Raw genomic sequence first — 22,482 nt, forward strand, 5'->3', positions numbered from 1 at the left:
GGCCCTCAACGCAGCCGGCCCCGCCCCCAGAACGGGGACGGGGCCGGAACACTCACCCGGGAACCGGCGCCGGCGTCAGCCGCTGGTGCCGAACCCGATCGCCAGGTACTCCTTGTCACGCGCGCTGCTCGGCTCGCTGGCGTACACCTGCGACATGTACAGGTGCCCCTGCTCGTAGATCAGCTCCGAGTAGTCCGGCGACATGCTGGACTCGACGTCCCGCACCGCCTCCGTCGCCGGGTTCTCCATCAGCGTCGTCTGCTTGAACGTGGAGCCGTCGATGCTGACGATCTGACCGCCCTTGTCGTACGGCGGGCGCTTGTAGGCGAGCACGTTGCCGCCGTCCATGCGCAGCGGGGTGATCGTGTAGTCGTCGCCGGAGTCCGCACGCTGGCCGGTCTGCTTGCCGGTGGCGAGGTCGAAGGCGACGACCTCGTTGGCCCGGCTGTAGGACTTGCCGCTGCCCTCGTGCTCCTCGGTGGCGATGTAGAGCTTGCCGTTGCCGGCCGCGAGCCCCTTGCAGTCCTCGGGCTTGGTGATGCTGTCGCAGCGGGCGCCGTACTGGTCGCCCGGCGCCGAGATGCGGGTCAGCAGCTTGCCGGTCTTGTTGTCGATGGAGAAGAAGTCCGAGATGCCGCTGCCGTCACCGGCGGAGTCGCCGACGTCGGCGGCCACGACCAGCGGGTTCGTCGACACGATGCCCGCGTACTCGATGCCCTTGGCCATCTTGTACTCGGAGAGCACCTTCCCGCTCTTCGGGTCGATGGTCTGGATGTGCAGCTCCCGCGCGTCGTACGAGCCGCACTTGCGCACCGCGACCAGCTTCTCGCCGCCGCCGTAGCCCGCGTCGTAGCAGGAGTCGCCCGGCTTCGGGGACCAGAGGATGTCGCCCTTGGCGATGTCGAAGGCGACGCCGCCGTCGGTGCTGCCCACGGCGACGGTGTCACCGCTGATCGTGACGTTGTTGAAGGAGATCGGTCCCTCGCCCGCGGTCTTGGTCCACACCTTCTTCCCGGCGTCCAGGTCGAGGACCGCGACCTGGGTGCAGCCGTGCGAGGGCTCCGCCTTGGTCGGCATGGCGGGCTGGTGGATGATCACCGTCTTGTTGTCGTCGGTGACGCGCGGGGTGACCGCGCAGACCGGGCCCTCCAGCTTGATCGACCACTTCTTGCTGCCCTTGTCCCGGTCGTAGCCGACGACTTCGGCGATGCCGCTCTTGGCGTAGACCGTGTCGGTGAGCCACGAGCCGGAGACGACGACGCTGTCGTCGTCCTTGGGCAGCGCGGGCATGGGCACCTGGAAGAGCACCTTCGCGGCGGGGTCGGCGGGCGCCTTCTCCTGGGCGCCGGAGGTCTTGCCGCCGTCGCCGCCCTTCTGGTCGGTGCCGCCGTCGCCGCCCTTGCCGCCGCTGGAGCCGGCGGTGTCCTTCTTGCCGTCGTCCTTGCCGGAGGAACCCGCGTACCAGACGCCGCCGCCGATGATCAGCGCGATCGCGACGACGGCCGCCACGATGATCGCGACCTGCGCGTTGAGCTTCCGTCCGCCGCCGCCCGCGCCCTGCGGCTGCATGGGCATGGTCGGCGGCTGGTGACCGGGCTGGTAGCCGTACCCGGGCTGCCCCGGCTGCCCGTAGGCCGGCGTCGGCTGCCCGTACGCAGCGGGCGGCTGACCGGGGTAGCCGTACCCCGGCTGGGGCTGCGGCGGGGTCTGCGGATACCCGTACCCCGGCTGCTGCGGCGGCGGCCCCGAGGGCGGCGCCGGCGGAGCGGCGGGGGCCTGCGGCGGGGCCGGCGGGGGCGTACCCGGCGTCTGCGGGTAGCCGTAGCCCGGCTCGGGCGCCTTGCCGAAGCCGGGTCCGGAGGGCGACGCGGGCGGCTGCGGCTGGTTCTGCGGCGGCTGGTCCTGCGGCGGGCCGAAGCCGCCGCCCTGCGGGGGCTGGTGGGGCGGCGGGGGCGGCGGCTGGGTCATGACGTGAGCACCTCGGGAAGCGGGAACGACGGGAGCGGAACGGGCCGCGGGAGCGCGGCCGGGAAAGCGGCCGGAGAAGAGGTCACTTGCCGTAGGCGAGCATCAACTTCTCCTTCGACTCGTCGTTTCCGTTCAGGCGGGTGGTGGAGATGTAGAACCGCCCGTCGACCCAGTCGATGTCCTTGGAGTAGAAGCCGTTCTCGATCTCCGCGACACTCTCGGGGTTCTGGAGCAGCTTGGCCGGCTGGTGGCTGCCGCCGCCGGTCGGGATGGACACGACCTGGCCGCCCGCGTCGTAGGACGGCTGGACGTAGGCGATGAGCTGGTCGCCCTCGGCCTTGATCGGCGTCATCGGCTCGTCCGCGGGGGACTTGGTGCGCCACTTCTCCTTGCCGGTGGTGAGGTTGATCGCGACGATCTCGTTGGCGCCGCTGGTCGCCTTGGTCGGCAGGTAGAGGGTGCCCCCGGCGACGGTCACGCCGGTGCAGCCCTGGAGGTCGCGTTCCATGATGGCCCAGCCGCACTCGGGGGCGAAGTCCTCGTCGACGCCGACCTGTTCGAGGACCCTGCCGCCGGAGGTGAAGGTGGAGATGTTCCAGACCTTCTTGTCCTCGTTGGTGGCGTAGATGACGAGCGGGTCGACGGAGTAGGCACGGGCCACCCGCCAGCCCTTCTCGTACTTGTAGGTCCACAGGACCTTGCCGGTCTTGGGGTCGAGCCCCTGAAGCTCGTCGTGCGCGTTGTTGCCGCCGGCGCCGCAGGAGGCGACCTGGACGAGCTTGCTCGCGCCGCTCGCGAATCCGGCGGGGAAGCAGGCGTCGCCGTACTTCTTCTTGTCGTAGAGCTTCTTGCCGCTGCGGACGTCGTAGGCGGTGCCGGACTGGGAGCGGCCGACCATCATGACGTCGCCGCTGAGCGAGAGTTCGAGGGAGAGCGTGGAGTCGAAGAGGTCGCCCTCGGCGACCTTCTCCGTCCAGCCCTTCGCGCCGGTGGCGAGGTCGATCTCCTGGAGCTGGTTGCACTTGGCACGGTCGCTGGAGCCGCTCATGTAGGCGACGACGATCTTGTCGGCGGCCGTCTTCTCCGGGGTGACCGCGCAGATCTTCTGCGGGAAGTCGACCGGCGCCCACGTGGGCTTGCCGTCGTCGACGTTGTAGGCGAAGACCTGCTTGTACGCGGCCTTCACGGCGGCCTTGTCGGTGATCCACATGCCGTCGGCGTCGGCGCCGGAACCGGGGGCGTCGGGCGCCTCCTTGTACCAGAGCACCTTGGACTCGCCGTCCTGGCGGTCCTTGTTGAGGTCCTGGGCCTCCTCGGCTCCGTCGCCGCTGCCGTCACCGGAGTCGACGGGGGCGCCGCCCTTGGAGCCGGAGGGCTTGGGGTCGTCGCTCTTGGCGACGACGGGCTTCTTGTCCTTGTCGTCGTCACCGCCGCTCGCGGTGACCGCCCACACGCTGCCGCCGATGACGAGCAGGGCCGCGACCGCCGCGGTGACGGCGAGGGCGGGCTTGCCCTTGAAGGGGTTGCGCGACCCCGGGCCGCCGGGGGGCGGGGTACCGGGGGCGCCGGGCATGCCGGGGTACGGCTGCTGCGGGTAGCCGTAGCCGGGCTGCTGGCCGTACGGCCCCGGCTGCTGCCCCGGCTGCTGCGGCTGGGCGTACGGGCCGGAGTTGTACGGTCCGGGCTGCGCGTACGGCCCCGGCTGACCGGGCTGACCGGGCTGGCCGGGCTGGCCGGGCTGGCCGGGCTGGCCGGGCTGGCCGGGCTGGCCGGGCTGCTGCGGGTAGCCGTAGCCCGGCTGCTGCGGCGGCGGGCCCTGCGGGGGCGGCGGGGTCGGTGCCCCGAAGCCTCCCGGAGGCGGGTCCTGCGGTGCTCCGAAGCCACCCGGCTGCGGCGGCTGATTCGGCGGCTGGCTCATCAGCGCGTTCCCCCTTAGTACTCACTCACTGATTTTTAGCCACGCCCCGGGTCACACGCTGGCCCCGGAGTCGTCGAAGGCGATCGTCGGAACTGCCTCGCACCGTGCTCGGGCAGTCCTCGGACGGCCTTTCTATCACCCGCGGCGAAGCCCCCACCGGGCCGCGTCCACCGCTGTTCCCAAGGGAGGACCGGCCCGTGATGCCTCTGTTACGAGCCTTCACCCGCCCTTTACATCACCTGCGCCCGCCGCACGCGAGAGCTCAGGCGTCCTCGGCCAGTTCCAGCCAGCGCAGCTCCAGCTCGTCGCGCTGCCCCACCAGTTCGCGCAGCTCGGCGTCCAGTTCGGCCACCTTCGCGAAGTCCGTGGCGTGTTCGGCGATCCGGGCGTGCAGCGTGGTCTCCTTCTGGGAGATCTTGTCCAACTGCCGCTCGATCTTCTGCAGTTCCTTCTTGGCGGCGCGCACGTCGGCGGCGCTCTTCTCGGGCACGGCGGCGGCGGGCCCGGCCGCCACGGCCGGGGCGCTCGACGCGGCGGCCTCCTCCATCCGCTGCCGCCGCTCCAGGTACTCGTCGATGCCGCGCGGCAGCATCCGCAGGGCGCCGTCGCCGAGCAGGGCGAAGACCCGGTCGGTGGTCCGCTCGACGAAGAACCGGTCGTGGGAGATGACGATCATCGAGCCGGGCCAGCCGTCGAGGAGGTCCTCGAGCTGGGTGAGGGTCTCGATGTCGAGGTCGTTGGTGGGCTCGTCGAGGAAGAGGACGTTGGGCTCGTCCATCAGCAGCCGCAGCAGCTGCAGCCGCCGCCGCTCACCGCCGGAGAGGTCGCCGACCGGCGTCCACTGCTTCTCCTTGCCGAAGCCGAAGGTCTCGCAGAGCTGCCCGGCGGTCATCTCGCGGCCCTTGCCGAGGTCGACGCGCTCACGGACGCGCTGCACGGCCTCCAGGACCCGCCAGTCGGGGTCCAGCTCGGCGACCTCCTGGGAGAGGTAGGCCAGCTTGACGGTCCTGCCGACCCGCACCTGCCCGCCCGCCGGCTGCTCCTCGCCCTCGCTGAGGGCGGCCCGGGCCATGGCGCGCAGCAGGGAGGTCTTGCCGGCGCCGTTGACGCCGACCAGGCCGATGCGGTCGCCGGGGCCGAGCTGCCAGGTGACGTGCTTGAGCAGCACCTTGGGACCGGCCTGGACGGTGACGTCCTCCAGGTCGAAGACGGTCTTGCCGAGCCGGGACGAGGCGAACTTCATCAGCTCGCTGCTGTCGCGGGGCGGCGGCACGTCGGCGATCAGCTCGTTGGCGGCCTCGACGCGGAAGCGGGGCTTGGAGGTGCGGGCGGGGGCGCCGCGGCGCAGCCAGGCCAGCTCCTTGCGGACCAGGTTCTGCCGCTTGGTCTCCTCGGTGGCGGCGATGCGCTCGCGCTCGGCGCGGGCGAAGACGTAGTCGGAGTAGCCGCCCTCGTACTCGTAGACGTCGCCGCGCTGGACGTCCCACATGCGGGTGCAGACCTGGTCGAGGAACCACCGGTCGTGGGTGACGCACACGAGCGCGGACCGGCGCTCGCGCAGGTGCTGGGCCAGCCAGGCGATGCCCTCGACGTCGAGGTGGTTGGTGGGCTCGTCGAGGACGATCAGGTCCTGTTCCTCGATGAGCAGCTTGGCCAGGGCGATCCGGCGGCGCTCACCGCCGGAGAGCGGCCCGATGACGGTGTCGAGCCCCTGCGGGAACCCCGGCATGTCAAGCCCGCCGAACAGCCCGGTCAGCACGTCCCGGATCTTGGCGCTGCCCGCCCACTCGTGGTCGGCCAGGTCACCGATGACCTCGTGCCGGACGGTGGCGGCGGGGTCGAGGGAGTCGTGCTGCGTGAGCACGCCGAGCCGCAGCCCGCCGGAGTGGGTGACCCGCCCGGTGTCGGGCTCCTCCAGCCTGGCCAGCATCCGGATCATGGTCGTCTTGCCGTCGCCGTTGCGCCCGACGACACCGATGCGGTCCCCCTCGGAGACGCCGAGGGACACGCCGTCGAGGAGGGCACGGGTGCCGTACACCTTGCTGACGTTCTCGACATTGACCAGATTGACGGCCATTTCTCTCCTGCCTGGGGGATCGCTCGACCCTCCAGGGTAGTCCGGCCGCCGCGGGCCTCATTCCAGGACGGTCGCCCCCGGCACCGCCCCGGCCGCCGTACGCACGTCGCGGCAGGTCCCCGAGGCCCGCAGCACCCCGGCGATGTCGGAGGCCGACCCGGCGTCGGTCGCGAGGAAGGCCGTCGTCGGCCCCGAACCCGAGACCAGGGCCGCCAGGGCTCCCGCCGCCCGGCCCGCCGCGAGGGTGTCGGACAGCTCGGGGAAGAGGGAGAGCGCGGCGGGCTGGAGGTCGTTGGAGACGGCGACGGCGAGCGCGGCGGCGTCGCCCTTGGCGAGGGCGTCGAGGACCGCCTGGTCGGCGGCCGGCTCCGGGATCTCCAGGCCCTCCCCCAGCCGGTCGAACTCGCGGAAGACGGCCGGGGTCGACAGCCCCCGCGCGGCCAGCGCGAACACCCAGTGGAAGTCGCCGCCCACCTCCAGCTCCGTCAGCCGTTCCCCCCGCCCCGTGCCCAGCGCGGCCCCGCCGACCAGGCTGAAGGGCACGTCGCTGCCCAGCTCGGCGCAGATGTCGAGGAGTTCCTCGCGGGAGGCGCCGGTGCCCCACAGGGCGTCGCAGGCCAGCAGCGCGCCCGCGCCGTCGGCACTGCCGCCCGCCATGCCGCCGGCGACGGGGATGTCCTTGGCGATGTGGAGGTGGACGTCGGGTGCGCGGCCGTACCGGTCGGCGAGGGCGAGCGCCGCGCGGGCGGCGAGGTTGGTGCGGTCGAGCGGGACCTGGCCGGCGTCCGGGCCCTCGCAGGTGACGCGGAGCCCGTCGGCGGCCGGGGTCGCGGTGATCTCGTCGTACAGCGAGACGGCGAGGAAGACGTTGGCGAGGTCGTGGAAGCCGTCGGGGCGGGCGGCGCCGACCGCGAGCTGGACGTTGACCTTGGCCGGGACGCGGACCCTCACGCTCACGTGCTCGTCACCCCTGGTTCTTGTGCTCGGCGATACGCGCGAACTCTTCCACGGTCAGCGCCTCTCCGCGCGCCTGGGGCGACACCCCCGCGCCGACGAGCGCGGCCTCGGCGGCGGCGGCCGACCCCGCCCAGCCGGCGAGCGCGGCCCGCAGGGTCTTGCGGCGCTGGGCGAACGCGGCGTCGACGACGGCGAAGACCTCGGCCTTGGACGCGGTGGTCTTCAGCGGCTCGGTCCGCCGGACGAGTGACACGAGCCCGCTGTCGACGTTGGGCGCGGGCCAGAAGACGTTGCGCCCGATGGAACCGGCCCGCTTCACCTCGGCGTACCAGTTCGCCTTGACGGAGGGCACGCCGTACACCTTCGACCCGGGTCCGGCGGCGAGCCGGTCGGCGACCTCGGCCTGCACCATGACGAGGGTGCGCTCGATGCTCGGGAAGGTGTCGAGCATGTGCAGGAGGACGGGGACGGCGACGTTGTACGGGAGGTTCGCGACCAGCGCGGTCGGGGCGGGGCCCGGCAGTCCGGCGACGTGCATGGCGTCGGAGTGCACGAGCGCGAACCGGTCGGCGCGCTCGGGCATGCGGGCGGCGACGGTGGCGGGCAGGGCACCGGCGAGCACGTCGTCGATCTCGACGGCGGTGACCCGGTCGGCGGCCTCCAGGAGGGCCAGGGTGAGCGAGCCGAGACCCGGTCCCACCTCGACCACCACGTCGTCGGGGCGTACCTCGGCGGTGCGGACGATACGGCGGACCGTGTTCGCGTCGATGACGAAGTTCTGGCCGCGCTGCTTGGTGGGGCGTACGCCGAGGGCCGCCGCGAGTTCACGGACGTCGGCGGGACCCAGAAGGGCGTCGGGGGTGGGGCTGCTCACCCCGCAAGGGTAGCCGGGGGCACGTGGGGCTCCGGCCCGCAGCCGGGCACGGCGAACGGCCTCCCGCCCGGCGGCCGGACGCCACCCGGGGCCGGACACCGCCCGGGGGCCCGGTACGACGGCCGGTCGCGCACGCCCTCCTCCCGGGTGCGCGGTCCGCGTACGCCGCCGGCTCGAACCGCGTTCCGCTCGCACCGACACGCTCCAGGGGCCCGGATCGGGCCGCCGGAACCTGGCGGGGTCCGTCGCTCTCCCGGGCCGCACCGCTGCACAGCGTGGCGGGCCGTTCGCGCGGCCCTCAGTAGCCGAAGGCGCGGGCCGTGTTCGCGGCCAGGGCGCCCGCCAGGGTGTCCTCGTCGACGCCCCGCACCTCCGCCATGGCCCGCACCGTGACCGGCACCAGGTAGGGCGCGTTCGGCCGCCCCCGGTAGGGCACGGGGGTCAGGAACGGCGCGTCGGTCTCCACCAGGACCAGTTCCGCCGGGGCGACGGCGAGGGCGTCGCGCAGGTTCTGGGCGTTCTTGAAGGTGACGTTGCCGGCGAAGGACATGTAGTACCCGGCACGGGCGCAGACCTCGGCCATCTCGGCGTCGCCGGAGTAGCAGTGGAAGACGGTGCGCTCGGGGGCGCCCTCCTCCTTGAGGACGCGCAGGACGTCGGCGTGGGCCTCGCGGTCGTGGATGACGAGGGTCTTGCCGTGCCGCTTGGCGATCTCGATGTGGGCGCGGAAGGAACGCTCCTGCGCCTCCTTGCCCTCCGGGCCGGTGCGGAAGTGGTCGAGTCCCGTCTCCCCGACGCCCTTGACCTGCGCAAGCGCCGCGAGCCGGTCGATCTCGGCCAGTGCCTCGTCGAGCGCCGCGTCCCCGCCGGGCCGCCGCGCTCCCTGCCGGGACCAGCCGTCGGGATCGCCGTGGACGATGCGCGGCGCCTCGTTGGGGTGCAGGGCGACGGTGGCGTGGACGGCGTCGTGCGCGGCGGCGGTCTCGGCGGCCCAGCGGGACCCCGCGAGGTCGCAGCCGACCTGGACGACGGTCGTGACGCCGACGGACGCGGCCTTGGCGAGCGCTTCGTCCACCGTGCCGGACTGCATGTCGAGGTGGGTGTGCGAGTCGGCGACCGGCACCCGGAGGGGCTCGGGGAGCGGGGGCGCGGCGTCCTTGTCGGACCGGCCCGAGGCGTTCGAAGGCATGCCTCGATCCTACGGAAGCTCCCGCGCTCCCCCGACGGGTCGGCTAGCCCGCCCGGCGGTGGAGGCGCAGGGCGTGCAGCAGGTCGCTCAGGTGCCACGGCCGGTGCCCGGCGCGGAGCCCCGGCGCCCCCGGTCCGGGCGCCTCGGGCACCTCGGGCGCCTCGGACACCTGCGGCACCAGGGGCACCTCCAGCGGACCGGCCGGCGGCACCCGGCGCCCACCGTAGGTGGTGCCGCGCACCGAGGCGACCCGCCCGGGGCGCATGATCCGTACGACGTGGTTGTCGCATATGGCGCAGGTCGGCCGGGTCAGCGGGGAGGGGACGACGCGGCCGTCCGCGACGTAGCGCACGTACGCCTGGCCGTCGGCGTCCGTGTGGTGCTCGATCTCGTACGACTGCTCCCAGCCGTGCCCGCAGCGCATGCAGGCAAAGGAGTACGACTCGTGGACGACGGCGGTGGCACCGGCACGCGTTCCGGCCCGCACGGCGCTCTCACTCATGCTCATCCCGGCTCCTTCGGCTCGTTCCGTTCCTTCCTCCAGTGGACTCCTCCACCGGCCGGAAAGCACCAGGTACGGCCGAGTATTTGGCCCGATTTGGGCCGCCCTTGGCAGGAGGGCCCGCACGGTCAGGGACGGGTCAAGCGCAGGGGGTTCCAGGTCAAGCCGAGCCCTTCGGAACCCCTCGTTCTCACCCCTCCTCCGGGGAGTTCCTCTCCGCTTTCTTGGCGTTCTCGGCGTTCTTGGCGTTCTCGGCGTTCTTGGCCGCCACGACCGCGTCGAACACCTCCCGCTTGGGCACACCCGCCTGGGCCGCCACCGCGGCGATCGCCTCCTTGCGCCGCTCCCCCGCCTCCTCGCGCACCCGCACCCGGCGCACCAGTTCCCCCGCGTCGACCTCCTCGGCCCCCTTGTCCGGGGCGCCCTCGACGACGACGGTGATCTCGCCCCGCACCCCCTCGGCGGCCCACGCGGCCAGCTCGCCCAGGCCCCCGCGCCTGACCTCCTCGTACGTCTTGGTCAGCTCGCGGCACACGGCGGCCCGCCGGTCGGCGCCGAAGACCTCGGCCATGGCGGCGAGGGTGTCGTCGAGGCGGTGCGGGGCCTCGAAGTAGACGAGGGTGCGGCGCTCCTCGGCGACCTCGCGCAGCCGGGTCAGCCGCTCGCCGGACTTGCGGGGCAGGAAGCCCTCGAAGCAGAACCGGTCCACCGGCAGCCCCGACAGGGCGAGCGCGGTCAGCACGGCGGAGGGACCGGGGACGGCGGTGACGCGCACGCCGCGCTCGACGGCGGCGGCGACCAGCCGGTACCCGGGGTCGGACACGGACGGCATCCCGGCGTCGGTGACCAGCAGCACCCGCGCCCCGCCGGCCAGCTCCTCCACCAGCTCGGGCGTACGGGCGGACTCGTTGCCCTCGAAGTAGGACACGACACGCCCCGCGGGTGCGACGCCGAGCGCCTGGGTGAGCCGGCGCAGCCGCCGGGTGTCCTCGGCGGCGACGACGTCCGCACCGGCCAGTTCCGCGGCGAGCCGGGGCGGGGCGTCCTGGACGTCGCCGATGGGAGTGCCCGCGAGTACAAGGGTTCCAGTCACGCCTCCATCCTCCCAGCCCACCCGGAAGGGGAACGCAGCCGCACCCGGCAGGCCCGTGCGCGGGACGCGCACAGCGCGGTTCCCTACGATGGCGCGGTGACCAGTACCGCGTCCTCCACGGACACCCGGCAGGGCCAGGCCCCGCACGACGAGCGGCCCACCTGGCAGCAGCGGCTGCGCCGCTTCGGCTACACCGCGGGGCCCGCGGCCGACGACGTCCGCGACCGGCTGGTGCCGCCGTACACGAGTCCGAGTCCGCGCCTGTGGGCCTTCCTGGGCCTGTCGAAGCCGCTCGCCGACCGGCTCGTGCGCTGGTCGGCGTGGGGCGGGCCGCTGCTGGTGGCGCTGCTCGCGGGCGTGCTGCGGTTCTGGAACCTGGGCAGCCCGAAGGCGGTGATATTCGACGAGACGTACTACGCCAAGGACGCGTGGGCGCTGATCCACCGCGGTTTCGAGGTCAACTGGGACAAGAACGCCAACGACCTGATCCTGAACTCGGGCGGCCACGTCCCGATCCCGACCGACGCGGCGTACGTGGTGCACCCGCCGGTCGGCAAGTACGTCATCGGCCTGGGCGAGCTGCTGTTCGGCTTCGACCCGTTCGGCTGGCGCTTCATGACCGCGCTGCTCGGCACCCTCTCGGTGCTGCTGCTGTGCCGGATCGGCCGCCGCCTGTTCCGCTCGACCTTCCTCGGCTGCCTGGCGGGCGCCCTGATGGCGCTGGACGGCCTGCACTTCGTGATGAGCCGCACCGCGCTGCTGGACAGCGTGCTGATGTTCTTCGTCCTGGCCGCCTTCGGCTGCCTGGTCGTGGACCGCGACCGAGCGCGGGCCCGGCTCGCCGCCGCCCTCCCGGTGGACGAGGACGGCCGCGTCCGCCCCGACGCGCACGTCGCCCAGACCCTGCGCCTGGGGTGGCGTCCCTGGCGGCTGACGGCGGGCCTGATGCTGGGCCTGGCGGCGGCCACCAAGTGGAACGGCCTGTACGTCATGGCGGCCTTCTGCGTGATGGCCGTCCTGTGGGACGTCGGCTCCCGCCGGGTCGCGGGCGCCCCCCGCCCCTACCGCGCCGTACTCCGCCACGACCTGGGCTGGGCCTTCCTCTCCACCGTCCCGGTGGCCCTGGCCACGTACCTCCTGTCCTGGCTCGGCTGGATCCTCTCCCCCTCCGACGGCACCGGCGGCTACTACCGCGACTGGGCCGCGAAGGACGGCGCGCACAGCTCCTGGTCGTGGCTGTTCCCCGACTGGTGGCGCAGCCTGTGGCACTACGAGACCCAGGTGCTCGAATTCCACACCCACCTGACCTCGCCGCACACGTACCAGTCGAACCCGTGGAGCTGGATCGTCCTGGGCCGCCCGGTCTCCTACTTCTACGAGTCCCCGTCGGCGGGCTCGGACGGCTGCCCGGTCGACGCGGGCGAGAAGTGCGCCCGCGAGGTCCTGGCCCTGGGCACGCCCCTGCTGTGGTGGGTGGGCTGCTTCGCCCTCCTCTACGTCCTGTGGCGCTGGTTCTTCCGCCGCGACTGGCGCGCGGGCGCGATCGCCTGCGGCCTGGCCGCCGGGTACCTGCCCTGGTTCCTGTACCAGGAGCGCACGATCTTCCTCTTCTACGCCGTCGTCTTCGTCCCGTTCCTGTGCCTGGCGGTGGCGATGCTCCTGGGGGCGATCATCGGCCGCCCGGGCTGCAGCGACACTCGCCGCGTCGCGGGCGCTACGGGAGCGGGCGTCCTGGTCCTCCTCATCGCGTGGAACTTCATCTACTTCTGGCCCCTGTACACGGGCACGGCGATCCCGATGGAGGAGTGGAGAGCGCGGATGTGGCTGGACACGTGGGTCTAGACGGCCGCGGATGCCAGGGGCACGGCGGCACGGCGGCGTGCCCTGACGGTCGTCGCCGGTACCGGACGCACCCCACGGGCACCCGCCACCGGGCCGCCGACGGAGCGGGCCGCCCGACCGCGCACGCGTGGGCGGAACGCGTGATTCAATGACGCGCATGGTGGGGGACGGTACGTCGCTGGGGCCGTTGGAACTGTTCGGCGGGCGCTGGGGAGTCGGTGACGCCTCCCGCCCGGACACCCACTGGGTGGAGTTCCGCCCGGACGGACTCCACCAGCACGAGCCGGACTCCGAGGGACGGTCGATCCCCTGGCCGAGGATCATGACCGGCGTCCGGCTCACCTGGGGCAAGCACTCCTGGAGCACGAACAGCCGGGGCATGTACACGCTGAAGGGGACGGTCGCGGGGCGCGCCGGCGGCTGGATGCACCTGACGCTGCGCCACCCGTACGAGGACCAGGCGCTGCGCTTCGACCAGCACGAGCGCCCCTACCGGGCGGTGGACGCCCTCCGGCTGGAGAGTCTGATGCGGCAGCTCGTGGACGAAGGAAGGCCTCAGCTCCTCGGTGACCCGGAATGGGTGGGCCGCGCCGTGGTGTCCCTCACCGGCGGGAAGAACAGCTGGATCACGAGCCGTGCGCTGCGGCGGGCGGTGACCGGGGCGATAACCTCGGCCGGTCCCGCCGATCCCGTCGGCCCCTCCGATCCCACCGGTCCCTGACGGCCCGCCGGGTATGAGGGACTCGCCCCGCCCCCGTGTCCGCCGACGGAGGATCCGAGCGGGGCTCAACCGAGACAGGCCGGCGTATCCGCACCGGCCCCGATGGCGAACTCGGCCCAGACCGTCAGCCCTCCGCCCGTTCGCCGCGTCCCCCACCGGGTGGCCAGCGCGTCGGTGATCAGAAGCCCTCGTCCGCCTTCGCACGCACCGGTCGACGCGGAGATCACCGGCGTACCGCCGCCTCTGCCGTCGTCGGTCACGCCGAGCGTGGCGGTGTCGCCGGTGAGACAGCAGGTGATCGCGATGGTGGGGCTGTCCGTGTGTTCCAGGGCGTTGGCGACCAATTCCCCGGTGACGGACACAAGGTCGTCCGTCATGCCGGTCGGCAGACACCACGACCGGCACGTGTCACGGACGTAGTGCCGTGCGGTTCGGGCGGAGGCCAGGTCCTCACCGGGGAGCGCAAGCATGGCGTACGCACGGAGTTCCGCCAAGTGTGCGTCCACGGGCTCGGGTTCCGTATCCCTGAGGCGAGCGCCCCGGGACTCGGCGATGAGCAGGGTGTCCGCCAGCGCGTCCGTCAACTGGCCGGTCAGGAGCCGGAGTTCCCGGACCGTCGGTCGCTGCTCCTCCAGCGTTGCCCGTGCCTTGGCGAGGAGCCGCTCTCCCAAGCCCAGTTGCGCCACCTCCATACGGTCGGCGAGCCGGGAAACGGGACCGTCCCCGTCCGTGAGCAGCAGGGCGGTGCGCCCTTGCCCGTCAGCGCGCGGCAGGATCCGTACGCGGCCCGCCCCGGCGCTCACGCCGCCACCTCCGGACGGGCGTGGATGTCACGGGTGTCGAGGTCGACGCCGTACGTGGCGCACCAGAGGATGTCGCGACGCAGCCGCTGGATACGGGCCTTCTCGTCGCGCTCGTAGGCAGTGAGGTAGGGGCGGACGAGGGGGGTGGACGTACCGTCGATCGGCTCGTTCCAGTGGCGGGCGGCGGAGGCGCGGAAGCGCGATGGCGCCGCGGCAGGCGCACCGGCGGGCATGTCGACGGGACGCACCTTCGGCGGCCGTCTCGCTCGATGGCGCCCAGAAGGTAGGACCACCGCTCCCAGCCAACGGATCAGGAATCGCGTAAGTCCAGCCATGCCCTCAACTCCTCGTCACCTCCGGGAACAATGCAGGGGAAAACTCTCATGGGATTCCCATAATGGGCGCCCTCATGAGGGGAGTTCACTGATGTGGGTGACGAAGCTCGAATCCCCGTCCGACGTTCTGGAGAAGTCCATAGGGTCGGGGCGTTGGCCGGCGCCGGCAAGCCGAGCCGCACGTTTCACAGGCGGAGGGGGATGCGACGTGAGCGCCACGCAGACGGGACCGGCCGGTCGGATGCAGATCGCACGGGGCCTGACCTCACTGCGCGAACGATGCGGACTCACCCAGACGCAAGTGGCGGCCCGTGCGGGCGTCAGCACCACCACGGTCAGCCGGCATGAGGCATGGCAGGATCGCGCCCGCATCCGCTGGGCAACGGTGAAGGCCCTGGCCGACGCATGCGACGCCACACCCCAGGAACGCGACGCCCTCGTAGCAGTGGCCAAGTCGCAAGCCGACGGATGGTGGGTCGGCAATAACGCCGTGCCCGAGTGGCTGGATCCGCTCGTCTCGTTCGAGCACCAGGCGGCCTACGAACACGTCTTCGCGAACACCGTAGTTCCGGGCCTGTTGCAGACACGGGAGTACGCCCTCGCCATCCATCAGGCCAGGGAGGTTCGCAGCCCGAACGAGAGCATCGAGCGGATGGTCGAGGCGCGCATGCAACGTCAAACCATCCTGATGCGCGATCCGGCCCTGCACCTGTGGGTGGTCCTGGACGAAGCGGTGCTTCGCAGGACCGTAGGAGACCCCGACGTCATGGACCGGCAGCTCAAGCATCTGCACGAGACGGCCGAGAGCCCCAACGTCGACCTTCAGATCCTGCCGTTCAGCGCGGGGGCGCACGCCGCCGGGGCCGGGCACTTCGTGATCCTCGGACGTGACGACGAGAGGGAACCGCTCAACTCCATGGCGGTCGTGTACATCGAGATGCGCCGTCGCGGCGTATATCTGGATGACGCGGAGGACGTCAGTGCCTATAAGTTGACGTTCGACTACCTTCGTTCGCAGGCTGCCGACGTCACCCTCTCGTCGCGGCTGGTCGCCAGAGCACGTCAGGAGCTGTCCTCATGACCGGCATAGCGCCTTCCCCGCCCGAACCCACGAGCGGACAGTGGTTCAAGAGCAGTTACAGCGGCGGCGAGGGCAACGAGTGCGTCGAAGTCGCCGACCGCGGTCCGCGGGTGGCGATCCGAGACTCGAAGGCGCCTCGTAAGACCCTCACCTTCTCCACCCCCGTCTTCGTCGCATTCGTCGAAGGCCTGTCGAACGCTCATCGCTGATCGCCTGCGATCCCGGCACGCGCCGCCCCCGGTCTCCTTTCGGCCACCAAACGGCAACACCCGTACCGCCGTTCACCCCCGCCGCATAGGGTGCGACCTACAACTACTTCTGAACGCGTTCAAGAAGGCGGGCGGAAGGTCCGACGGGGAGGGGACTGCCGATGGGCAGGGGGGTGAAGGCCGCCGTCATAGGCGGGGTGCTGGCCGTGATGGTGGGCGGTGCCGGGTACGGCGCCTACAACGTGGTGTCGGCGCTGGACGGGGGCGGGGGGTCCGCCGGGTCGGAGGCCAAGAGCGGGCCGCCGAGTGGGGACGAGGTCGCGGAGACGACCGAGAAGTTCTTCGCGGCCTGGGAGAAGGGCGACGCGACGAGTGCCGCCTCGTACACCAACAACGCCTCCGCTGCCGGGCCGTTGCTGACCGCCTACGGCGAGGACGCCCACATCACCGGCGTGCAGATCACGCCGGGCACGGCGGCCGGGACCTCCGTGCCGTTCACCGTGAAGGCGAAGGTGTCGTACGAGGGGACGGCCAAGCCGCTCAGCTATGCGAGCCGACTGACCGTGGTGCGCGGGGAGACCACGGGACGCGCGCTGGTCGACTGGGATCCGTCCGTCGTCCACCCGGACCTCAAGGACGGGGACACCCTGGTCACCGCGGAGTCGGCGACGCCGCAGATCCAGGCCGTCGGACGGGACGGTGCCGTGCTGAGCAGGGAGAAGTACCCCTCGCTCGGTCCGATCCTCGCCAAACTCCGGGAGAAGTACGGCGACCAGGCCGGCGGCACCCCCGGCGTCGAACTGGCGGTCCGGCACACCACCACGGAGGCTCCGGACACCCCGCTGCTGACGCTGACCGAGGGCAGGCCCGGGAAGCTGCGCACCACGCTCAGCGCGAGCGTCCAGGCCGCGGCCGAGAAGGCGGTGAAACGGTACGGCGAGTCCTCCGTGGTCGCCGTGAAGCCCAGCACCGGCGAGGTCCTGGCCGTGGCGAACCACCGCGAGGACGGGTTCAACGCGGCCTTCCAGGGAACCGTCGCGCCCGGCTCCACCATGAAGATCATCACCGCGGCCATGCTCATCGACAACGGCGTGACCTCGATGAACGGCCCGGCGCCCTGCCCCGAGACGGCGACCTGGCAGAGTCAGACCTTCCGCAACATCACCACGATGAAGCCCGACTTGAGCGCCACCCTGGCCACCACCTTCATGCGCTCCTGCAACACCGGCTTCATCAAGCTCATCGACGAGGAGCCGCTCACCGACTCCTCCCTGACCCAGGAGGCCGAGGAGCGCTTCGGGCTCGGGCGGAACAACTGGCAGACCGGAATCACCTCCTTCGACGGCAAGGTCCCCGCCGTGAGCGGCCCCGACCGCGCCGCCAACGCCATCGGGCAGGGCCAGGTCCAGATGAACCCGCTGAACATGGCCTCGGTCACCGCGACCGCCGTCACCGGCGCGTTCCGCCAGCCCCACCTGGTCCCGTTCGACCTCGACGACCGCAAGCCGGCCACCGCCAAGGGACTGCCGCAGAGCACCGTCGCCCAGCTCAAGCAGATGATGCGGCTCACCGCCACCCAGGGCACCGCCGTCGAGGCCATGTCCGGGCTGGGCGGCGACATCGGCGCCAAGACCGGGTCGGCCGAGGTCGACGGGCAGGCGGTCTCCAACAGCTGGTTCACCGGCTTCCGCAACGACGTCGCGGCGGCGGCGATGACCGAGGAGGGCGGCCACGGCGGCGACGCGGCCGGACCGATCGTCGCGGACGTGCTACGAGTCGGCGGCTGACGCAGACCGGTGGCCATGGATGGCCGTACTGTGGTCGCCGTTGCCGGAACCGGCACCGAAGCCCCGCGCGTCCCCGTAGACACGTGGGCACCGCATCGAAGGCACCGAGGAACGGACACCGTGGGCAGCAGAAGGGGCGCCGCCGCCGAGCGGCGCAGGACGAAACCCGCCGTGATCGGCAGCGTCGCCGCGGTGGTCGTGGCCGGAGCCGGCTTCGGTGCCTACGCGATGTACGGCGGCGGGGCGGGTGACGACGACGGCGCCCGCACCAGGTCCGCGGCGGCCGCGGAGAAGGTGAAGTCCGGTCCGCTGACGGCGGCCGAGGTCACCTCGACGGCCCAGCGGTTCCTCACCGCCTGGCAGCAGGGCGACGTGGCCGGCGCCGCCGCCGCGACCGACGACGCCGAGGCCGCGAAGGCCCTGCTCACCGGGTACGCCAAGGACGCCCGCATCAAGGACGCCGCCTTCACCGCGGGCACCCCGGCCGGGGAGAAGGTCCCGTTCTCCGTGAAGGCCACCGTCGCCTACGACGAGAAGACCGCGCCGCTCGCGTACGACAGCGCGCTGACCGTCGTCCGCCGGGCCGGCGACGGCGAACCCCGCGTCGACTGGCACGCCGCCGTCGTGCACCCGGACCTGCGCGACGGCGACCGGCTGGTCACCGGGAAGGCAGGCGACCCGCCGGTGAAGGCGCTGGACCGCAACGGCGGGGAGATCACCGCCGCCGCCTACCCCTCCCTCGGCACCGTCCTGGACGGCCTGCGCGACAAGTACGGCAAGAAGGCCGGCGGCACCCCCGGCGTCGAACTCCGCGTGGTGCGCGCGAAGGCGGCGGACGGTGACGGGAAGGGATCCAAGGAAGCCAAGGGTTCCGGGGCCGGTGACGTCGCCGACAAGACGCTGCTGGAGCTGAGCAAGGGCACGCCCGGCACGCTGAAGACGACGCTCGACCCCGCCCTCCAGGCCGCCGCCGAGCACCAGGTGGACGGCAAGAAGGGTGCGTCGGTGGTCCTGTTGCGCGCCTCCACCGGCGAGATCCTCGCGGTGGCCAACGGCGGGCACGGCTTCAACACCGCCTTCCTCGGCTCGCTCGCCCCGGGTTCCACCATGAAGGTCGTCACCGCCTCGATGCTGCTCGAGAAGGACCTGGCGTCCGTGAACGAGAAGCACCCGTGCCCGAAGTACTTCAGCTACGGCGGCTGGAAGTTCCAGAACGACGACGAGTTCGAGATCAAGGACGGCACCTTCAAGGCGAGCTTCGCCCGTTCCTGCAACACCGCCTTCATCAGCCAGGCCCCGGAGCTGAAGGACGACGACCTGACCCGGCAGGCCGAGCAGGTCTTCGGCCTGTCCATGAACAACTGGTCGGTCGGCGTGCCCACCTTCGACGGCCGGGTGCCGGTGCAGAGCAAGGCCCAGATGGCGGCCTCCCTCATCGGCCAGGGCGGCGTGCGGATGAACCCGCTGAACATGGCGTCGGTGTCGGCGACCGTGAAGTCGGGCAGCTTCCACCAGCCGTACCTGGTCGCCCCGTCGGTGGACGGGCGGGCGCTCGCCACGGCCTCCCGGACGATGTCGGCCGCCACCCTCGGCGCGCTGCGCGAGCTGATGTCCTACACGGCGGCCTACGGCACCGCGGCGGAGGCGATGGCCGGGGTCGGCGGTGACGTCGGCGCGAAGACCGGCTCGGCGGAGGTCGACGGGCAGGAGCAGCCCAACGGGTGGTTCACGGCGTACCGGGGCGACGTCGCCGCGGCGGGCGTGGTCCAGCAGGGCGGGCACGGCGGCGACACGGCGGGACCCATCGTCGCGGCCCTGCTCAAGGCGGCCGGCTGACGGGCCCTTCGCTCAGCGGGCCACCGGCTGGGCGGCGCTCAGTGGGCCACCGGCTGGGCGGCGACGGCCTGGTGGGTGCGGCGCAGGAACCGCACGAGTGCCTTGTTCTCGAACTGGACCACCGAGCAGCCCTGCGGGGAGTGGAACTCGATCACGGCCTGCACCCGCCCGCACGGCCACACCCGCACGTCGCCCTCTCCGGCCGGCGCGCGCAGCCCCTGTTCCAGCAGCGCGCGGGAGAAGGTCCACTCGCGGGAGCGGGAGGCACGGCCGCCCCTGCCCGGGAGGGCGACGCGCACCGTCGAGGGGTCCCGCTCGGGGTCGTAGCGCAGGACGACGGGTATCGCTCCGCCGTCGTCCTGGTCGGGGAGATCCGCGTCCGTCAGGATGTGGGCTCGTGCGTACTGTTCGACTACGGACATGGGGTCGCCCCTTACGCTCTGCCACCTGTGTTGAAGCTGTGCGTCCACCCCCACTCCAATGTCCCATATTTCCCGGCTCACGCCCTGTGGGCCGAATATCACATGTGAGATCGGGCCGCTCGCGTGCGGGATCGGACCGCTCGCGCATCCTCGCGCACACCGGAGCGCGCACCAGCCTTTACCTCGCTCTTGCGAACGAGTTGCAATTGGTCCCTATCATCGGACCGTGCATGTACCCGACGGATTCATCAACGCCCCGACCTCCGCGGTGACCGGAGTCGTCGCCGCGGGCGCCATCGCGGTCAGCCTGCGCGGCGCGCGCCGCGAACTGGACGAGCGGACGGCGCCGCTGGCCGGGCTGGTCGCGGCGTTCATCTTCGCGGTGCAGATGCTGAACTTCCCGGTCGCGGCCGGGACCAGCGGGCACCTGCTCGGCGGTGCGCTGGCCGCCATCCTCGTGGGTCCCTGCACAGGCGTGCTGTGCGTCTCCGTCGTCCTGCTCATGCAGGGCATCCTCTTCGCCGACGGCGGCCTGACCGCGCTCGGCGTGAACATCACCGACATGGCGATCGTCACCACCGTCGTCGCCTACGCCCTCTTCCGGGGCCTGGTGAAGGTCCTGCCGCGCACCCGGCGCTCGGTCACCGTCGCCTCCTTCGTCGCCGCGCTCGTCTCCGTCCCGGCCGCCGCCCTCGCCTTCACGCTCCTGTACTGGATCGGCGGCACCACCGACGTCGCCATCGGCAAGGTCGCCACCGCGATGATCGGCGTGCACGTGCTCATCGGCATCGGCGAGGCCGTGATCACCGCCCTGACCGTCGGCGCCGTCGTCGCCGTACGCCCGGACCTGGTGTACGGGGCGCGCGGGCTGCGGCAGCGGCTCAGGCTGCGGGTCAACGGCGAGCTGGTCGACGCCAACGGTTCCGCGCCGTCCCCGGCCCCCGCGCCCGCCGCCGCCCGCTCGCACCGCGCGGTGTGGCTCACCGGCCTCGTCGCCTCCCTGGTCCTGGCCGGCTTCGTCAGCTTCTACGCCTCCGCCGACCCCGACGGCCTGGAGAAGGTCGCCTCCGACAAGGGCATCGACAAGAAGGCCGAGGAGCACGCCTCCGCCGACTCCCCGCTCGCCGACTACGGCGTCAAGGACGTCGCCGACGCCCGGATCTCCGGCGGCCTCGCGGGCGTGATCGGCGTCGGCGTCACCGTCGTCGCGGGCAGCGCCGTGTTCTGGGCGGTGCGCAGGCGCCGCAGCGACGACGCCTCCCCGGCCCGCACGGAAACGACCGTCTGACGTGGGCGCCGTCGGAGGTACCTCCCACGCGTTCAGCGGTGGGGGAGCCCACCGGCTCTACCGGCACGGACACTCCCCCGTGCACGGGCTGCCGCCGCACACCAAACTCGCCGCGGCCTTCGCCTTCGTGGTCGTCGTGGTCTCCACACCGCGCGAGGCGATGTGGGCCTTCGGCGTGTACGCGCTGCTGCTCGCGGCGGTGGCGTACGCGGCCCGCGTCCCGGCCGCCTTCCTGCTCAAACGGCTGCTGATCGAGGTGCCGTTCGTCGCGTTCGCGGTGCTCATGCCGTTCGTGGCGGAGGGTGGGCGGATCGACGTGCTGGGTCTGTCCCTGAGCGTCAACGGCCTGTGGGGCGCCTGGAACGTGCTGGCCAAGGGCACCCTGGGCGTTGCCGCCTCCGTGCTCCTGGCCGCCACGACCGAGCTGCGGGAACTCCTGCTGGGCCTCCAGCGGCTGAAACTTCCCCCGCTGCTGGTGCAGATCGCCTCGTTCATGATCCGGTACGGCGACGTGATCACGGACGAGATGCGGCGGATGCGGATCGCCCGGGAGTCCCGGGGCTTCGAGGCGACGGGCGTACGGCACTGGGGCGTGCTCGCCAAGTCGGCGGGGGCGCTGTTCATCCGCTCCTACGAACGCGGCGAACGCGTCCACCTGGCCATGGTCAGCCGCGGCTACGCCGGTGCGATGCCGGTGATCGACGAGGCGACCGCGTCCCGGGCGCAGTGGTCGTCCGCGCTGGCCCTCCCCTGTGCGGCCCTCGTCGTGTGTCTGCTGGGATGGGTGCTGTGACAGCTCTCCCGGCGTCCCTCGACGTCTCCGGTCTCGCCTTCGCCTACCCCGACGGGCACCAGGCCCTGTTCGGCGTGGACTTCTCCGTCGCGCGCGGCGAGCGGGTCGCGCTGCTCGGGCCGAACGGCGCGGGCAAGACCACCCTCGTCCTCCACCTCAACGGCATCCTGACCGGCGGCACCGGCACGGTCTCCGTCGCCGGACTGCCGGTCGACAGGCGGAACATGGCCGAGATCAGGCGCCGGGTCGGCATCGTCTTCCAGGACCCCGACGACCAGCTCTTCATGCCGACGGTGCGCGAGGACGTGGCCTTCGGACCGGCGGCGGCCGGGGTGAAGGGGCCGGAGCTGGAGGCCTGCGTGGACCGGGCGCTCACCCTGGTCGGCATGGCGGAGTTCAAGGACCGGCCGCCGCACCACCTCTCCTTCGGCCAGCGGCGCCGGGTGGCCGTGGCGACCGTGCTCGCCATGGAGCCGGAGATCCTGGTCCTGGACGAGCCCTCCTCCAACCTCGACCCGGCCTCCCGCCGCGAACTCGCCGACATCCTGCGGTCCCTGGACGTCACGGTGCTGATGGTCACCCACGACCTGCCCTACGCCCTGGAGCTGTGCCCCCGCGCCCTGATCCTCAGCGACGGCGTGATCGCGGCCGACGGTCCGACGGCACGGCTGCTGTCGGACGACGCGCTGATGCGCGCCCACCGCCTGGAGCTGCCGTTCGGCTTCGACCCGCGGTCGGTGCCGGCGGGCGGCTGAGGAATGGGGGACGGTCCGCGGCCGTTGCACCC

The 22,482-nt window shown here is 72.2% G+C and carries 20 protein-coding genes; 9 read left to right on the plus strand and 11 right to left on the minus strand.

Annotated elements, in window-relative coordinates; translation table 11 throughout:
• Nucleotides 1-75 precede the first annotated feature (75 nt).
• The 8 genes from Sdi02f_RS13515 to rsmI form a co-directional block, all read right to left on the minus strand.
• Nucleotides 76-1,968 carry an outer membrane protein assembly factor BamB family protein gene (locus Sdi02f_RS13515; protein ID WP_174843346.1) on the minus strand — a complete coding sequence of 631 codons (1,893 nt, stop codon included), beginning with the start codon at nt 1,966-1,968 and terminating at the stop codon, nt 76-78.
• Nucleotides 1,969-2,050: 82 nt separating this feature from the next.
• Nucleotides 2,051-3,886: an outer membrane protein assembly factor BamB family protein gene (locus Sdi02f_RS13520; protein ID WP_108933316.1), complete on the minus strand. Its 1,836-nt coding sequence runs from the start codon at nt 3,884-3,886 to the stop codon at nt 2,051-2,053.
• A 262-nt stretch (nt 3,887-4,148) separates the two neighbouring features.
• Nucleotides 4,149-5,963 carry an ABC-F family ATP-binding cassette domain-containing protein gene (locus Sdi02f_RS13525; RefSeq protein ID WP_030399200.1) on the minus strand — a complete coding sequence of 605 codons (1,815 nt, stop codon included), beginning with the start codon at nt 5,961-5,963 and terminating at the stop codon, nt 4,149-4,151.
• 57 nt (nt 5,964-6,020) lie between these two features.
• Nucleotides 6,021-6,920, minus strand: a complete 900-nt coding sequence (locus Sdi02f_RS13530) for a 4-(cytidine 5'-diphospho)-2-C-methyl-D-erythritol kinase (RefSeq protein ID WP_030399201.1) — start codon at nt 6,918-6,920, stop codon at nt 6,021-6,023.
• A 7-nt stretch (nt 6,921-6,927) separates the two neighbouring features.
• On the minus strand, nt 6,928-7,794 hold the full coding sequence (gene rsmA, locus Sdi02f_RS13535; RefSeq protein ID WP_031186038.1) for a 16S rRNA (adenine(1518)-N(6)/adenine(1519)-N(6))-dimethyltransferase RsmA: 867 nt from the start codon (nt 7,792-7,794) through the stop codon (nt 6,928-6,930).
• Between the two features lie 298 nt (nt 7,795-8,092).
• On the minus strand, nt 8,093-8,983 hold the full coding sequence (locus Sdi02f_RS13540; RefSeq protein ID WP_030399203.1) for a TatD family hydrolase: 891 nt from the start codon (nt 8,981-8,983) through the stop codon (nt 8,093-8,095).
• A gap of 43 nt (nt 8,984-9,026) precedes the next feature.
• The gene (locus Sdi02f_RS13545; protein ID WP_108933317.1) at nt 9,027-9,491 is read right to left on the minus strand and encodes a hypothetical protein; all 465 of its coding nucleotides are present in this window, start codon (nt 9,489-9,491) and stop codon (nt 9,027-9,029) included.
• A 184-nt stretch (nt 9,492-9,675) separates the two neighbouring features.
• The gene (rsmI, locus tag Sdi02f_RS13550; RefSeq protein ID WP_053637581.1) at nt 9,676-10,578 is read right to left on the minus strand and encodes a 16S rRNA (cytidine(1402)-2'-O)-methyltransferase; all 903 of its coding nucleotides are present in this window, start codon (nt 10,576-10,578) and stop codon (nt 9,676-9,678) included.
• A gap of 96 nt (nt 10,579-10,674) precedes the next feature.
• Here rsmI and Sdi02f_RS13555 point away from each other — a divergent pair, with 96 nt between their 5' ends.
• On the plus strand, nt 10,675-12,420 hold the full coding sequence (locus Sdi02f_RS13555; protein ID WP_108933318.1) for a dolichyl-phosphate-mannose--protein mannosyltransferase: 1,746 nt from the start codon (nt 10,675-10,677) through the stop codon (nt 12,418-12,420).
• Between the two features lie 148 nt (nt 12,421-12,568).
• A complete protein-coding gene (locus Sdi02f_RS13560; RefSeq protein ID WP_108933319.1) occupies nt 12,569-13,141 on the plus strand; it encodes a hypothetical protein in 573 nt (190 codons plus the stop codon).
• A gap of 65 nt (nt 13,142-13,206) precedes the next feature.
• On the opposite strand, the gene Sdi02f_RS13565 is transcribed toward Sdi02f_RS13560, so the two are convergent.
• Together Sdi02f_RS13565 and Sdi02f_RS13570 are read right to left on the minus strand one after the other, a co-directional pair.
• Nucleotides 13,207-13,944 (minus strand): ATP-binding protein, encoded by a 738-nt coding sequence (locus Sdi02f_RS13565; protein ID WP_108933320.1) that lies wholly within the window; start codon nt 13,942-13,944, stop codon nt 13,207-13,209.
• Nucleotides 13,941-14,177, minus strand: a complete 237-nt coding sequence (locus Sdi02f_RS13570; protein ID WP_051783145.1) for a hypothetical protein — start codon at nt 14,175-14,177, stop codon at nt 13,941-13,943. Before Sdi02f_RS13570 ends, Sdi02f_RS13565 begins: the two co-directional genes overlap by 4 nt.
• Before the next feature lie 310 nt (nt 14,178-14,487).
• Here Sdi02f_RS13570 and Sdi02f_RS13575 point away from each other — a divergent pair, with 310 nt between their 5' ends.
• The 4 genes from Sdi02f_RS13575 (at nt 14,488) to Sdi02f_RS13590 (ending at nt 19,192) form a co-directional block, all read left to right on the plus strand.
• Nucleotides 14,488-15,360: a helix-turn-helix domain-containing protein gene (locus tag Sdi02f_RS13575; RefSeq protein ID WP_245962185.1), complete on the plus strand. Its 873-nt coding sequence runs from the start codon at nt 14,488-14,490 to the stop codon at nt 15,358-15,360.
• On the plus strand, nt 15,357-15,569 hold the full coding sequence (locus Sdi02f_RS13580; RefSeq protein ID WP_063839738.1) for a DUF397 domain-containing protein: 213 nt from the start codon (nt 15,357-15,359) through the stop codon (nt 15,567-15,569). Before Sdi02f_RS13575 ends, Sdi02f_RS13580 begins: the two co-directional genes overlap by 4 nt.
• Nucleotides 15,570-15,730: 161 nt before the next feature.
• On the plus strand, nt 15,731-17,356 hold the full coding sequence (locus tag Sdi02f_RS13585) for a penicillin-binding transpeptidase domain-containing protein (RefSeq protein WP_108933322.1): 1,626 nt from the start codon (nt 15,731-15,733) through the stop codon (nt 17,354-17,356).
• 120 nt (nt 17,357-17,476) lie between these two features.
• Nucleotides 17,477-19,192 (plus strand): penicillin-binding transpeptidase domain-containing protein, encoded by a 1,716-nt coding sequence (locus Sdi02f_RS13590; RefSeq protein WP_167458170.1) that lies wholly within the window; start codon nt 17,477-17,479, stop codon nt 19,190-19,192.
• A gap of 38 nt (nt 19,193-19,230) precedes the next feature.
• Here Sdi02f_RS13590 and Sdi02f_RS13595 read toward each other — a convergent pair whose 3' ends face one another.
• Nucleotides 19,231-19,614, minus strand: coding sequence for an SsgA family sporulation/cell division regulator (locus Sdi02f_RS13595; protein ID WP_030399212.1), 384 nt, complete (start codon nt 19,612-19,614; stop codon nt 19,231-19,233).
• Between the two features lie 226 nt (nt 19,615-19,840).
• Between Sdi02f_RS13595 and Sdi02f_RS13600 the strand changes: the two genes are divergently transcribed.
• From Sdi02f_RS13600 to Sdi02f_RS13610, 3 genes are read left to right on the plus strand one after another with little or no spacing between them, the layout of a single operon-like run.
• Entirely contained in the window at nt 19,841-20,902 is a 1,062-nt protein-coding gene (locus tag Sdi02f_RS13600; RefSeq protein ID WP_031186040.1) for an energy-coupling factor ABC transporter permease, read from the plus strand.
• 1 nt (nt 20,903) lies between these two features.
• Nucleotides 20,904-21,695, plus strand: coding sequence for a cobalt ECF transporter T component CbiQ (cbiQ, locus tag Sdi02f_RS13605; RefSeq protein ID WP_051783149.1), 792 nt, complete (start codon nt 20,904-20,906; stop codon nt 21,693-21,695).
• Entirely contained in the window at nt 21,683-22,450 is a 768-nt protein-coding gene (locus Sdi02f_RS13610) for an energy-coupling factor ABC transporter ATP-binding protein (RefSeq protein ID WP_031087172.1), read from the plus strand. Before cbiQ ends, Sdi02f_RS13610 begins: the two co-directional genes overlap by 13 nt.
• Nucleotides 22,451-22,482: the final 32 nt, after the last annotated feature.

Origin of the sequence: Streptomyces ardesiacus, assembly GCF_003112575.1 — a bacterium.
Taxonomy (GTDB): domain Bacteria; phylum Actinomycetota; class Actinomycetes; order Streptomycetales; family Streptomycetaceae; genus Streptomyces; species Streptomyces ardesiacus.